Genomic DNA, 13,150 nt, shown 5'->3' with positions numbered 1-13,150 from the left:
CGTCTGTTCTAGCAAATAGCCAGCACATAATGGTTTTTCTAGTGCAGTTCCTTCAACTGATCAATATAAGCAAGGGCTGCCTCAAATTCTTCGTCCGTATAGCGCTGCTTGCTTTTAATGGTGAATACCTTTTCCTTTACCTCATCTTTTGGCAGATCATCAAAGTATAAAATCGTTGAGACAAGCTCTAGAAAACGAGACGATTGCTCATTCATCTGCTGCGTCAGCACTTTGAGGTCAGGCATGTCCACTTCACACTGATCGAGAAACTCTTTCCCATTGTCCGTCAGCGAATAACGATATTGATAGTATCCGCCCTTTTTTTCCTTCATTTCGTCCAAGAATCCAAGGTTGCACAGCTCTTCAATTCTGAGCGTCAACTCCTCTGAATAGGGGCCATAAAAATGAAAATCGTATTTCTCATAAAAAGGCAAATCTAGCTTTTTTGCTATGTAAATCATTTTTTGCAGCTTCTTCCGTCCCACGATTTCCCCAGATTCAGAGAACACCTTCATCAACTTTGCATGCTCTTTCAACAAATTCCCGACATCTCCTTTTTCAGTACTTCCTTATCCCAATCCAAGCAGCTTCATGATCGCCTTCTTTGCTTCAGCGTTTTCCGACATATCTACAATTAAGTCCATCGGGAAATAAAGTTTATGATCGGTTCTTCGTTTACCGGAAATGGCATCAACTATATCTGACTGTCTCGACAGTTCTTTAATATGACCACTTTGCGTCAAGAGGTGGATTGGCAGCCGTTCTTCTTCTTCGCCCGGTCTATAGAAGTCATAAGGCAAATCAGAGGAAGAGTCGACCACTAAATAATAGTCAGGATCAATTCCTGCCTCTTTGAACAAGGCGGTCAGCTTGAAATATTTCGTCATTTCTTCGTTTGGATTAAACTCTGTATATTGGAATAATCGGCGGTTCATAAAACGGCGGCACAAATCAGCCAGCACGTGATCTTCTTCGTCTTCCCACGCCTGAAAATAAAATAAGACAATGGATTCATCCAGCTTAATATAGTCCTCTGTGGTGACATTCCCTTCAAAAATCGAATAAAAATGAACAGGGGCATGTGTAAATATATAGCCCGTTTCATGCAGCTCTTTTGCACGATGGAGGATTTTTGTTAAAATGACTTCCGCACTGCGTGTCACTGGGTGGAAATAGACTTGCCAGTACATTTGATAGCGGCTCATAATATAATCCTCAACAGCATGCATCCCGCTCTGCTTCATCACAATTTGATCTTCTCTTGGACGCATCACACGCAAAATACGTTCCATATCAAAGTGGCCATAGCTGACGCCTGTATAGTAGGCATCACGCTGCAAGTAGTCCATTCGGTCGGCATCAATTTGACTTGAGATCAAACTGACCACCTGTTTGTTTTGATAGGTTTTGGCAATGACTTCTGCTACATGCTTCGGAAAATCATCACTGACCCGGCGAAGCACTTCATTTACTTCTGTTTGCCCTAAAATGATATCTCTTGTAAACGATTCATGATCTAGATGGAAGACCTTTTCAAAGGAATGAGAAAACGGACCATGTCCAAGGTCATGAAGCAAGGCGGCACTGAGTACAAGTTCGCGCTCCCCTTCATCCCATTCTGGTCTTCCTTTAAACACATCATCCACAATCCGTCTCACAATCTCGTATACACCAAGCGAATGGTTAAAACGGCTGTGTTCTGCCCCATGAAACGTCAAGTAAGTGGTTCCTAGCTGTTTAATTCGTCGCAGGCGCTGAAACTCTCTTGTTCCGATTAAATCCCATATTAATGCGTCCCGTACGTGAACATAGCGGTGTACAGGATCTTTAAATACCTTTTCTTCAGATAATTTCCCTTTTGGATACGCCATCGTTTCGTCCCTCTTTTTTAAGACGTATTTCTATTATATCGGGTAACTTTTCCCGAAAACATCCTTGAATTTGCTGGTGAATGTGTTCTCGAAGATTGAGTGGACGTAAAAAGCCCGACCTGACAGGGACGGACCTCTTTTTAGGTCGACTGAACACATTCAGTGACATTTATTTGACTTTTTTTTGAACCTTTTCGAGTAACTCATCTTCTGTTGGTGCAGATAATGGGCGATTGTTCACAAACGCAAAGGCCTTTTTTCTGCCTGGACCGCAATATGATTGACAGCCGATCTCAATTTTTGCATCAGGGTCAACCGATTTGAGTCGAGGCAATAACGTCTTTAGGTTCGTCGCATCACAATCGTCACATACGCGAAACTCATTAGCCATGGTCTTACGCTTCCTTTCAATGATGATACTTTATTCTATATGAAACAGTTGGACAACCAAGAGTGAATAATATACCACCCAACATTGTACATCGAAGCGTCTGGACTTGCAAGACGCATTGTCAGCGCAAAGACTCATTCACATAAAAGCTAGTATTTCCCACTATCCTTTTAGCAAACTTGTATAAACCTTCTGGAACTTGGCTAATCTAATACCATCAAATCATATGGGGGTTTAAACACATGTCAAAACAAAGACAAGATGCTTGGTCAGAGGAAAATGATCTCCTCTTGGCAGAAACCGTCTTACGTCACGTCAGAGAGGGCAGTACACAGCTGAATGCGTTTGAAGAAGTTGGAGACAAGCTGAACCGCACTTCAGCGGCATGCGGATTTAGATGGAATGCTGTCGTCAGGCATCAATATGAAAAAGCGTTGGCACTTGCCAAAAAACAGCGAAAACAACGCATGCGCGCACTCGGCAATGGACAGCCTGCGAAAAAACGCTTACTCTATCAGCCACAAGTAGAAGAAACAGTCCCGCAGGAGGAATTCTCTCAGGAGCTGGAACCAGCGCAGGAAGAAACGTTCGCACCTGCTGCCGAAACAGCAGAACAGCTTCAGTTTGTGGATCAAAGCTACAATGAAGAGTTAGCTAGTTTATCACACCTATTATCCCAGGCTTCTCACGTTGTAGAGAAGAAGCCAGAAACCAATCCATTTCAGCAGCGTCAGGAGTTAACAATGGAGGATATCATTGATTTCTTACGCCGCTATGAAGGGAATGGACAGCAATCCTCTGCCTTACGGATGGAAAACAGCCGGTTAAAACGAGAAAACAATGAACTGACACATAAAATCTCGCAGCTAGAAGCTGAAGTGAAAAAGCTTGAAAAGGACCAGCTCACGATTCAAGAAGATTATGAAACACTCGTCAAAATCATGAACCGTGCAAGAAAACTAGTTTTGTTTGAAGAAGACGACAATGCCGCACCAACCTTTAAAATGGACCGTAACGGCAACCTTGAAAAAATGGCAGAATAACAAAAAGTGCTCCCCACCTGCGGGAAGCACTTTTTTAAATATCCAAAAATAGCATCACACTAAAAAGAACATTGATTAAAAACACGAACATAAAAATAAACCTGACTTGCCTCACCTGAAAACCACCAAAGATAAACATATAAAGCCCTGCGACACCAAGCGTCAGTACAGGCTGAAGAAACGGCACGAAAAGCGAAATGCCGTAGCCGGCTCCTATGATGACAGGAAGCCATAGTAAATAGAGGTAACTGCCGTTTTGGGATTTCACCCGAATCCTTCCTTTCTATTAGGCTGATCACATAAACCAATTTATTTCCACAATGTATCTAACTGATTTGAATAAAATTCAATCGCCTTTCGATAACTTAAAATATCAGGATCGTTTGTCGTCTCAGTTAAACAGTTCAGCAAAATCTCCATCGCTTTGTGATGTTCATTCAAATTATACAAAGTCATGGCATAAAACGTGTGAATGGCTTTGTTTTTCGGATAAGCTTCCATCGCGTTTAGGAATATCTGTTTTGACTTTTCATATTCTCCTAAGGTTCTGTATGTACTTCCTAACCCTAGAAAAGCATCTTCTCGTTCTTCTGAAGACAACCCTAGCTCGATAGCCTTTTCATAAAAAAAGACAGCTTGTTTTTCCTTTCCTAATACATCATAACTCCATGCACATTGATAGTGAATGGAGGCATGGTCTGGATACTCTTCCACAAGACGGGTGAGCATGTCATTGGATTCTTGAAGGTGTCCACTTTCTCGAAGTTCAATGGCTTTCAAAAGTTTTGTTTCCATTACTTCACCCCTATGTTTTTCAAGACGGAAGGAATGATGTGCTTACGAAAACACCTTCTTATTCCGCTCAATCATCCGCGTCATGTTTTTCTCAAACTCCAGCTGCTCCTCGTTGGTGAGTCCTGAAGCTGTTAATTGTTCGCTCAGTTTTTGAAGTTCTTCCAGTAAAAGCCTCATGAGAAGCGGACAGTCAATTGGTTGTCCTATTAATTCTGATAGAGATGCCATTGTATCAGGCTGTATATCAGGAAATACCGCCTTGACCTCTTGTCGTTTATCCTTTAACGCCGCCTCATAAAAACGGCGAATCACATCCGCACGATCACGACCACTTCCATCTGCACACAAATAAATTTGCACAGCGACCCCTCCGCGTAATCTGCGCTGAGAAATGCCTGCAAATTTCTTTCCATTGATGCTTAAATCGTAACTGCCCGGACAGTAAGAGCCGACAATTTCATAGGCTTCGATCTCCACTTCATACATCGACAGCATTCGGCGGATCAATTCCACCATTGCATCATATCCTCGGTCAATATCAATACCCTTCTTTTGTTCCGCGAAGATTAAAGACACATTCAGTACACCTTCATCCAGCACCACAGCAAGACCGCCTGAATTGCGCACAATGACGCGATACCCCTCTTCCTCAAGCAGTTGCACACCATCTTCAAGAAATGGAAGTCTTGTATCCTGAATCCCAAGAACAATCGTATTGTGATGCACCCAAGAACGGGCAGTCGCTGGTGAAAGCCCTTTTCCGACCGACGCACAAAGCGTATCATCCATTGCAAAAGATTGCTTCGGGTCTACATAAAGACCCAGGCTCGACTGATCTATGATTCGCCATGTCGGCTGTGTCAGTAACTCAATAGGTTCATTTTTCATCTCCTGCATATCCTCTCGTTCATAAACTGTTTTTATTATAACATGGAAGGAACATGGGATGAATGGAGGGGTGCATGCAAAAAAGCTCTATGAACCTAGACGTCACAGAGCTTTTCAGCAAGATGTTTTCTTGCCTTTCACGAAGACATTCACAGTGACGAACAACATGACAGGACGTACCACAACGACGGGACCGACAGCGGTTTTATGGATGGATTACACTTCTAAGATACAGCCGTCACTTACCCAGCTTAACAAGTCTTCAGTCACCAATTCCGCATGCTGAGGGTCCATCACACCAGCATCGACGATCCACACTGTTTTCTCACCTTCTCCCTGCCGCATGAGAAGTACTCGCCCGCCGCCATCGTCGCCAATGGCTACAAAGCCGCTGGCATATTGCTGAACCTCCCACGTTGCATTGCGTTCCACCATGTCCTTAGTTCCGTATAGAAGCAGGTCGCCTCCAATGGAACATCCATTTGATTGTTTTAGTAAGACCTTATACGCATGGGGCAGCAGCATGTTTAGCTGGGATTCTGCCTCTTTGATATGTTTGTCACTTGCTGGTTTGTTCACATGCAGATTTGGAATTTGAGAAAAATTCATCATGTTGGAAAGCCTCCTAAAGGGTTGAACTAGCGTTTATTCAGCTGATTTTGTCATGATCCTTTTATACACTCGCAGGAGCACTTTTAATAGAAAATAGAAAATGATGACATCAATTATAAAACCAAAAAATAGAAATTCAACACCATAATTTGAATGCAGGACGAGCCAATCAATGGGAAAACCTCGATAAATCGAACCGGCATGTGGGACATAAACCCCTCTCATAAAAGCTGTCCCAATGACGAGAAGAACACTGATGCTTAATAGCCAATTGACTGTTTTTTTGTTGACGTGTTTTTTCTGATTCATACGAATTCCTTTCTGTGTTTTGTATCGCTTTCTAATACAAAGACTTCTACATATCACTATATAATCAATACAACAATCCTTTTAGTAGACTCTCCGCTTTATGTAATTCATCTAAGAATGGATTTAGATAGTCATTATGACTATCTAAATAAGCCCTGACTCCGCCAATGATAAAGATCTTTTGGAGATCATCATTGGTCTGCATGATTCTTTGAGCATTCTTGTATCTTCTATATATTAATTCGAGTATACCTTGATTGATCTCTTGCGAATATTCTTTTTCTAGGATGTTGATGACCGTTTGGATTTGTTTCGTTAGTTCTTGTTTTTTATGCATTTAACGCTCCTAAAGACTTCATCTCATATTAATAAATATCTAACCGTTGACAATTAAAACTTATAAAATCACCTTCATTTATATCTCCCGGTATATTGTAATCCAATTCTAATAAAAATCCGCCTACCCTCACTTTTTCATCACGCTTATCAATTAATTGTCCTAAGAATCTATAACTGAAATTATCATCTAATTTTTCAATTCTATACTCTGACATTTCAGCTTTCACTAGGTCTGACACATCTAAACAATATATAGGTTCTAATAGTTCATTTTCTTCAAGGTAATTTAATGGTTGAGCAAAACACATTATTTCCAGTTCACCATCTGTTACAATCACTTCAGCTTCTGAAGCTTCTTGTGAAATCCAGTTTATTTTTTTATTTTCAATACGGTCACCTTTTCTATCACTTATTCTCATTTTTTTCGAAAAGTACCTGGTCTTTCCCACTCCTATTAGAGGTTCAGTTAACGATACATTCAGGTGAAAATTTCACAAAAACAGAGTTTGTACCATCATCCATCATTCTTTTTAATTCCTTACCTAATGAATAATTAGAATCTGGTTCTGTTTGCAATACACAAACAATATTTCCACCCTCACCTTGAGTAAGACAGGTTAATTGTAAATATTCATTGTTATCATAAATAAAAGAAACGATGTAATCATAGAAATTACCTTCTAGATTATCCTTATTTAATTCCTCCGTAAAAACTCTAACTACGGTTCCGGCCCAAATTTGAGTATCATCTTCAACTTCCTGAACAGTTATCCAATCATTATTCATCATTCTATTACATCCCTACTTTAATCCTACTTTCACTTCACCATCATGAAATATTTCAATAACATAACCAGAAGATGGTGAAAAAATCCATGTATCAAAACTGACTGCAGTAACATCATCTATAGCTTCAAAAACTTTATCTAAAGTAGATTGAATAATTGGTAACGTCCCTTCATCCCAAATGATATAAACAACATCATTATACTCATCCATTTTTTGATTTAAAAAGGATTGTATCTCATCAAACGTATTCACTTCAGCATAAGAAGATAAATTTTCCCATTCAATTTGCCCCCAATCAGAAAATGGAAATGAACTTTCAAAATGGCTTAATATTTTCTCCCTACTATTATCATATAAAACGTGTACATTCTCACCAAGTGCCTCAATACATTCTTCAAATAAACTCATATAAAATCTCCTTATCTATTCAGATGTTTTAATAAAGATTTAAAAGTACCTTCGTTACCTTCAAATGGTATAGCGATTTTCTTTGCATTAGCTCCTTTACCATTACGAAAATCTTCAATATTTATATGTGGTCCCTTATTAGGATCATAATCTAATCTCCATCTTACTTTTCCGTCAGCAGACTGCCTACCAACAACTTTACCATACCCAGCACTCGACTTAAGCGTACCTGTATATGGTTGTGCATTGGGTCCTAGATCTCCAACTAAGTCTACTGTCTTATTTCTGGCTTGTTCATAGGTTTTAACTTTATCTAATATTTGTTCTCCTCTTCCAATACCCTTTGCACTCTTCTCAACCCTCTTAGCTACCTTCTCCCCTTTAATAATCTTAAAAACATATTTCCCCACTTTAACAATGTTAGCGCTTGGAACCATGTACACCCCTGATACCAAACGATCCATACCTGCGACTTTATCACCTGTTATTGGATCTCTTCCTGTAATAACCCGAATCGCGTCGTTTATTCCTGTAAATTCAACTGCTGTATTTAAAATATTTTGGGGTTGATCGCCTGTTTTCACATCAGAAATCGGTTTAACGCTCTCAATCGTTACTTTGTTTTTTTCTGATATCCGTAACCGATACAGCATTCCATCTCTCATGACTTCAACCGTCTTTGCATTTTCGAAGTTAATCTTTTTGTACTCATTTATATTGTATACTTTTCCATTTAAGGTTACGGTGGTTTGATTAATTTTACTAGACGACGTTTCTCGAACAACCGTCTCCACATTCGCCTGTTCTTTCTCACTCAATTTCTTCAGCATGATCATCATCGGATGGTCCTTCTGGTTGTCTATTTTGTTATTCAATCCATTGATCGTGCTGCTTACTTTTTCTTCTTTTGTGTCTTTGAAAATAGATCCCTTTTGATAGCTGGTGATCTCGATTTTTGGGCCGGTGAACATGATGCTTAAGGTGTCTATGTATTGCTTCATTGTTTGTAGTGCACTTGTTGTTTCATTCATAGCACTTGTTTGTTCTCTGTCAAAGGCATGGAGCAGTCCAATGGTTCTGGAGGTCTCAAGCCATGCTTTTTGATAGCTCTGTTGAAAAGCAGACTCATCTACATGAGGCAAATGAACGATATGACTGACCCTGCCGATCGCCTGGTTTACATCTGTTACGATGTCAGAAATCGCTCGCTCCGCTTTTTTTAAACCTGAATCAAGTTCGTGTTCGATGAATGTTTGTGAAATAAAACCATGTTGATTTGATTCAAGGGCATGAAGTGCCTGCTTTGTTTTTTTGAGCGCAGAGCTGTATTCCTCAATGACAACCTGAAAGAATTGCAAGAAAGGAATATGGCATTCTGTATAAAATGCTCGGATGGCCTTACCTGCCTCTCCCTTTAGTGCGTCATCAAGGGAGATGATGTGGTCGATTTGTTTTTCTAGTGCGCTGATATTATGTGACTGCTGCTTTAACGAATTCAGTGTTTGGTCAATTCCATTGATTAGCGCAAAGGCGTCAAGGGTTTTCATTCCGTTCTCCTTTATTTTCTTTTATGACTAGAAGCAAGCGCTTTGTCCGTTTCAACCATGGTGCTCACGGCTTGTTCTGTTTGTACAAGCTGTTTCTGAAGTATTTCTATATAGGATGTAGTTAGTTTATTCAATTGCTGGTTGATCTTTTCTATCTGTTCTGTGGTGGAAAGCTCATTTGTCCCTTTGATGGTTTTTGGAAGTGTTGAATGGACATGAGCGCCTGCTTGTTTTGCATGTTTTAATGCTTTTTTCGCCTCACTGGCATCTATTTTGATTTCTTTGCTCATTTTATTTTCCTCGTTTTTCTTCCAGTTGTTTTTGCTTCTCTTTTTCTATTTTTCTTTCAACTGTATGAATATCACGTTCTAATGAATGGATATCTGCTGTCAGGTCATTAATTTTTTCATCAATTCGATTCAATAGATTGGTGAGCTGTGCATCCTTTATTTCTTGACTGGCCGATTCCATCTCTTCCCTAAGGCGATCAAACGTATCAGCCAAATGGCCAAACCATGTATGTGACGTAAGGTTCGGACGCATGATGTTCTTGCTCGCATCTGACATGGCCGTTTTTGCCTCTTTCACTTCTTTTCGGCATATGCTCAGTTCTGTGATTTGTTCTTTTTTTATGGATATATCTGCCTTTAACGAATACAAGGCCGTTTTATATCCGATCATGGTTCCAGATATCGTCAACACCCCTATTCCTCAAATAGTCCTCCGTTATGTTACCATTTACTAGCACAAGAGGCATATGATTGAAAACGAATTCACTTAAAAATGAATCGTATGTATTGGGTTTTTATACCTAATCCACATAAAAAAAAGCTAGCTTCGTTTTGACACGAAGCTAGCTTCTTGGATGATTATCTTATAGTGCTTGAGCTGCTGTGATAAGCGCAAGGTTGTAAACGTCTTCGGCATTACAGCCTCTTGAAAGATCGTTTACTGGTTGGTTTAGACCTTGCAGGATTGGACCTACTGCTTCAAAGTTACCTAAGCGCTGTGCAATTTTGTAGCCGATGTTTCCTGCTTCGAGGCTAGGGAAAACAAATACGCTGGCATCGCCCTTGATGACGGAATCTGGTGCTTTTTTCGCTGCTACTGAAGGAACGAAAGCTGCATCGAATTGGAACTCTCCATCAAGTACAAGCTCAGGTGCTTTTTCTTTTGCAATGCGAACCGCTTCAGACACTTTTTCCGTTTCGTCTGATTTTGCTGAGCCTTTTGTTGAGAAGCTAAGCATTGCCACACGTGGTTCAATGTCAAACATTTTTGCTGTGTTTGCACTTTCGATCGCAATTTCAGCTAAATCTTGGCTGTCTGGTGCAATGTTGATCGCACAATCAGCAAACACATATTGCTCGTCTCCGCGAGCCATAATGAAGACGCCAGATGTTTTCTTTACGCCTTCTTTTGTTTTAATGATTTGAAGTGCTGGGCGCACTGTATCAGCCGTTGAGTGTGCTGCACCACTCACAAGTCCGTCTGCAAGACCTTTATACACAAGCATCGTACCGAAATAGTTTTCATCCAGTAATGCTTTTCTTGCTTGTTCTTCTGTTGCTTTACCTTTACGTCTTTCAACGAAAGCCTGTACAAGCTCTTCAAAACCTTCATATGTATGAGGATCATACACGTCAACACCATCAAGTGTAAGACCTAATTCTTTTGCTTTTGCTTCGACTTCTTGCTGCTTGCCTACAACAATCGGCTGCAATACTTTGCCATCTGCTAGTTTTTGAACGGCCGTTAGAATGCGTTCGTCCATTCCCTCAGGAAAAACGATCTTAACGCCTTTACCTGCAACCTTTTCCTGAACTGTTGAAAAAATATCTGCCACTTCAATACCCTCCTTGATTTTACAAAAAAAGCGTTCTCTTTTAAGCATACTCTTCTTCTACATAAATTCAAACTACCAACTTACATTATAGCGCTTACAAATTAAATTCTTATTTTTCAAACTAATTTAATCAATTTCCATAAAAGCTGTTTCCCTCGTTCAAGTTTTGATCACATCTCCATTGGGACAAACTATGTTATAGTTGGAACAGATGGAAAACTGTACATAGGAGTGAAAGAAATGAGCGAACAACATACAACAAATGAAGCAGCTCAAACACTAGACGGCTGGTATGCGCTGCATGATTTTAGAACGATCGACTGGACAGCTTGGAAGCTGTTAACAAGTGATGAGCGTCAAGCGATTCTTCATGAGTTCACAGGTCTATTAGAAAAATGGAAAACAGCGGAGCACAATCAGGCTGGAAGCCAAACAATCTATAGTATTGTCGGCCAAAAAGCAGATATTATGCTCATGATTTTACGTCCAACAATGGAAGAACTGGGTGAAATCGAGCTTGAATTCAACAAGTCACGACTAGCAGAATTTACGATTCCAGCCTATTCGTACGTGTCAGTTGTTGAACTGAGCAACTACTTAGCAGGAGGCGGAGATGGCGGAGACCCTTACGAGAACCCGCATGTACGTGCGCGTCTATATCCTGAGCTTCCTTCTTCTCAATATGTCTGCTTCTATCCAATGGATAAAAGACGTTCTGGCAATGATAACTGGTACATGCTTTCAATGGATGAGCGTAAATCCCTAATGAGAAGCCACGGCTTAATTGGCAGAAGCTATGCTGGGAAAGTAAAACAGATCATTACAGGATCTGTTGGCTTTGATGATTATGAGTGGGGCGTCACCCTTTTCTCAGACGATGTTCTTCAATTTAAAAAATTGGTTTACGAAATGCGCTTCGATGAAGTGAGTGCACGCTACGGCGAATTTGGTTCCTTCTTTGTTGGAAACCGATTAGCAAACGAGCAGCTGGCGTCTTATTTCCATGTATGATAAACTCTTAAGGCTTCGGATCTCTCCGAAGCTTTTTTATGTATGTATTTGTTTAGAAAGGTGATCTCATCATGAAAAACTTCCCCATTGCTATTTTTGCGTTAACGCTCGGTGCGTTTTCGATTGGCATGACTGAATTTGTCATCATGGGACTTTTGCCAAACGTTGCAAATGATCTCCATGTATCCATCTCTGTTTCAGGTCAGCTGATTACTGGATATGCACTCGGTGTCGCAGTTGGCGGACCTATTTTAACGTTATCAACTGGAAAAATGTCGAGGAAACGTCTTCTTATCCTATTAATGATTCTTTTCGTGACAGGAAATGCTGTCGCCGCTGTATCGACTTCTTATGGTCTGTTGATGGCTGCACGTATTTTAACGTCTTTTGCTCATGGTACCTTCTTTGGTGTTGGAGCCATTATGGCTGCACGGCTTGTTCCTAAGGAGAGAAGCGCAAGTGCGATCAGCTTCATGTTTACAGGACTTACGGTAGCCAATGTACTTGGTGTGCCATTTGGTACGTTTATCGGAAACCAATTAAGGCCACGACTTCTAATTGATTTCTTCTTTCTTCTTCACGTTTCGATAACATGTCCATCCCCCACAGAATCGTATTATTACCCTTATTATACAAAAAAGCTTGCAGACTTTGTCTACAAGCTGAAAGGACCTGAGGGCAGGTCCTTTTTCTATTTCACCACGGTCATTTCTGGCTCTTCTATTTGTTTCACACGTTCCTGGACTGGATGAGTGAAGGAATGTTCTGATAAGACAATATGGGAGACCGTTTTTGTAAAGCCAGACACTTCTTGAATAAAGGCTTCAATTTCTTCAAGAGAAGAAACAGACAGCTTAATGAAAAAGCAAGACTGTCCTGCCACCCGATAAGCAAAGAAGACGCGTGGATGCTCATTCATAAATGTCACAAAACGCTGATACTCCCCGTTTAACACGGTGACTTCCATTAAACAGTCGATCATCAGCCCCAGCTTCTTATAATTGACCTGTACAGAGTAACCTTCAATAATCCCTGCATCTTCTAATTTCCGCACTCTTTCTGCTACCGCAGGCGGTGATAAATTCACTCGTTTGGACAATTCCCTCATTGATAAGCGGGCATCTTCTCTCAATTCGTTTAAAATATGCACATCCACATCGGTGATTTTCATTCGTTACGCTCCTATCCCAAAATCGTTCCATTTGAAAAGTATTTTATGATGATACTTATGATACGAAATGTTAAATAAAACTAAATAATGGTAGAATTTATTTTAACGTAATGGAATGAAAAAGCAAGTA

Annotated in this window: 19 protein-coding genes and 1 pseudogene; 3 read left to right on the top strand and 17 right to left on the bottom strand. The window is 40.3% G+C overall.

The features are described from left to right. Positions 1–38 precede the first annotated feature (38 nt). The 3 genes from BK049_RS09890 to BK049_RS09880 form a co-directional block, all read right to left on the bottom strand. On the bottom strand, positions 39–539 hold the full coding sequence (locus BK049_RS09890; RefSeq protein WP_008355083.1) for a YwgA family protein: 501 nt from the start codon (positions 537–539) through the stop codon (positions 39–41). A 30-nt stretch (positions 540–569) separates the two neighbouring features. After that, positions 570–1,871, bottom strand: coding sequence for an HD domain-containing protein (locus tag BK049_RS09885; protein WP_008355085.1), 1,302 nt, complete (start codon positions 1,869–1,871; stop codon positions 570–572). 169 nt (positions 1,872–2,040) lie between these two features. Further along, positions 2,041–2,262, bottom strand: coding sequence for a YuzB family protein (locus BK049_RS09880; RefSeq protein ID WP_003215259.1), 222 nt, complete (start codon positions 2,260–2,262; stop codon positions 2,041–2,043). 242 nt (positions 2,263–2,504) lie between these two features. On the opposite strand from BK049_RS09880, the gene BK049_RS09875 reads away from it, so the two are divergent. Next, a complete protein-coding gene (locus tag BK049_RS09875; RefSeq protein WP_071168413.1) occupies positions 2,505–3,305 on the top strand; it encodes an RsfA family transcriptional regulator in 801 nt (266 codons plus the stop codon). A gap of 34 nt (positions 3,306–3,339) precedes the next feature. On the opposite strand, the gene BK049_RS09870 is transcribed toward BK049_RS09875, so the two are convergent. The 13 genes from BK049_RS09870 to pta form a co-directional block, all read right to left on the bottom strand. After that, on the bottom strand, positions 3,340–3,573 hold the full coding sequence (locus BK049_RS09870; protein ID WP_008355090.1) for a DUF5970 family protein: 234 nt from the start codon (positions 3,571–3,573) through the stop codon (positions 3,340–3,342). Between the two features lie 41 nt (positions 3,574–3,614). After that, positions 3,615–4,100, bottom strand: coding sequence for a tetratricopeptide repeat protein (locus BK049_RS09865; protein WP_071168412.1), 486 nt, complete (start codon positions 4,098–4,100; stop codon positions 3,615–3,617). Positions 4,101–4,142: 42 nt separating this feature from the next. After that, the gene (gene lipL, locus BK049_RS09860; protein ID WP_071168411.1) at positions 4,143–4,988 is read right to left on the bottom strand and encodes an octanoyl-[GcvH]:protein N-octanoyltransferase; all 846 of its coding nucleotides are present in this window, start codon (positions 4,986–4,988) and stop codon (positions 4,143–4,145) included. 216 nt (positions 4,989–5,204) lie between these two features. Beyond that, positions 5,205–5,600, bottom strand: coding sequence for an SMI1/KNR4 family protein (locus tag BK049_RS09855; protein WP_083381110.1), 396 nt, complete (start codon positions 5,598–5,600; stop codon positions 5,205–5,207). A 33-nt stretch (positions 5,601–5,633) separates the two neighbouring features. After that, the gene (locus BK049_RS09850; RefSeq protein ID WP_071168410.1) at positions 5,634–5,909 is read right to left on the bottom strand and encodes a hypothetical protein; all 276 of its coding nucleotides are present in this window, start codon (positions 5,907–5,909) and stop codon (positions 5,634–5,636) included. A gap of 64 nt (positions 5,910–5,973) precedes the next feature. Continuing rightward, positions 5,974–6,246, bottom strand: coding sequence for a hypothetical protein (locus BK049_RS09845; RefSeq protein ID WP_071168409.1), 273 nt, complete (start codon positions 6,244–6,246; stop codon positions 5,974–5,976). Positions 6,247–6,274: 28 nt separating this feature from the next. Beyond that, positions 6,275–6,637 (bottom strand): hypothetical protein, encoded by a 363-nt coding sequence (locus BK049_RS09840; RefSeq protein WP_071169214.1) that lies wholly within the window; start codon positions 6,635–6,637, stop codon positions 6,275–6,277. A gap of 73 nt (positions 6,638–6,710) precedes the next feature. Then, on the bottom strand, positions 6,711–7,037 hold the full coding sequence (locus tag BK049_RS09835; protein WP_048002985.1) for a hypothetical protein: 327 nt from the start codon (positions 7,035–7,037) through the stop codon (positions 6,711–6,713). A 12-nt stretch (positions 7,038–7,049) separates the two neighbouring features. Then, positions 7,050–7,445, bottom strand: coding sequence for a CDI toxin immunity protein (locus tag BK049_RS09830; protein ID WP_071168408.1), 396 nt, complete (start codon positions 7,443–7,445; stop codon positions 7,050–7,052). 11 nt (positions 7,446–7,456) lie between these two features. Further along, positions 7,457–8,992, bottom strand: a complete 1,536-nt coding sequence (locus BK049_RS09825) for a T7SS effector LXG polymorphic toxin (RefSeq protein WP_083381109.1) — start codon at positions 8,990–8,992, stop codon at positions 7,457–7,459. Between the two features lie 11 nt (positions 8,993–9,003). Continuing rightward, on the bottom strand, positions 9,004–9,282 hold the full coding sequence (locus BK049_RS09820) for a YwqI/YxiC family protein (protein ID WP_071168407.1): 279 nt from the start codon (positions 9,280–9,282) through the stop codon (positions 9,004–9,006). 1 nt (position 9,283) lies between these two features. Further along, positions 9,284–9,694: a YwqH-like family protein gene (locus BK049_RS09815; protein ID WP_406566798.1), complete on the bottom strand. Its 411-nt coding sequence runs from the start codon at positions 9,692–9,694 to the stop codon at positions 9,284–9,286. 172 nt (positions 9,695–9,866) lie between these two features. After that, positions 9,867–10,838, bottom strand: coding sequence for a phosphate acetyltransferase (gene pta / locus BK049_RS09810; RefSeq protein WP_008362084.1), 972 nt, complete (start codon positions 10,836–10,838; stop codon positions 9,867–9,869). A gap of 240 nt (positions 10,839–11,078) precedes the next feature. Here pta and hemQ point away from each other — a divergent pair, with 240 nt between their 5' ends. Then, complete coding sequence (gene hemQ, locus BK049_RS09805) at positions 11,079–11,849, top strand: hydrogen peroxide-dependent heme synthase (RefSeq protein ID WP_008362086.1); 771 nt, start codon at positions 11,079–11,081, stop codon at positions 11,847–11,849. Between the two features lie 71 nt (positions 11,850–11,920). After that, a pseudogene (locus BK049_RS09800) lies at positions 11,921–12,403 on the top strand (MFS transporter); the annotation flags it as partial. Positions 12,404–12,540: 137 nt separating this feature from the next. On the opposite strand, the gene BK049_RS09795 reads toward BK049_RS09800, so the two are convergent. Continuing rightward, complete coding sequence (locus BK049_RS09795) at positions 12,541–13,020, bottom strand: Lrp/AsnC family transcriptional regulator (RefSeq protein WP_071168406.1); 480 nt, start codon at positions 13,018–13,020, stop codon at positions 12,541–12,543. Positions 13,021–13,150 lie beyond the last annotated feature (130 nt).

The organism is Bacillus xiamenensis (assembly GCF_001857925.1).
In the GTDB taxonomy this organism is placed as follows: Bacteria; Bacillota; Bacilli; order Bacillales; family Bacillaceae; genus Bacillus; species Bacillus xiamenensis.
This window is presented reverse-complemented; position numbering and strand designations above follow the sequence as displayed.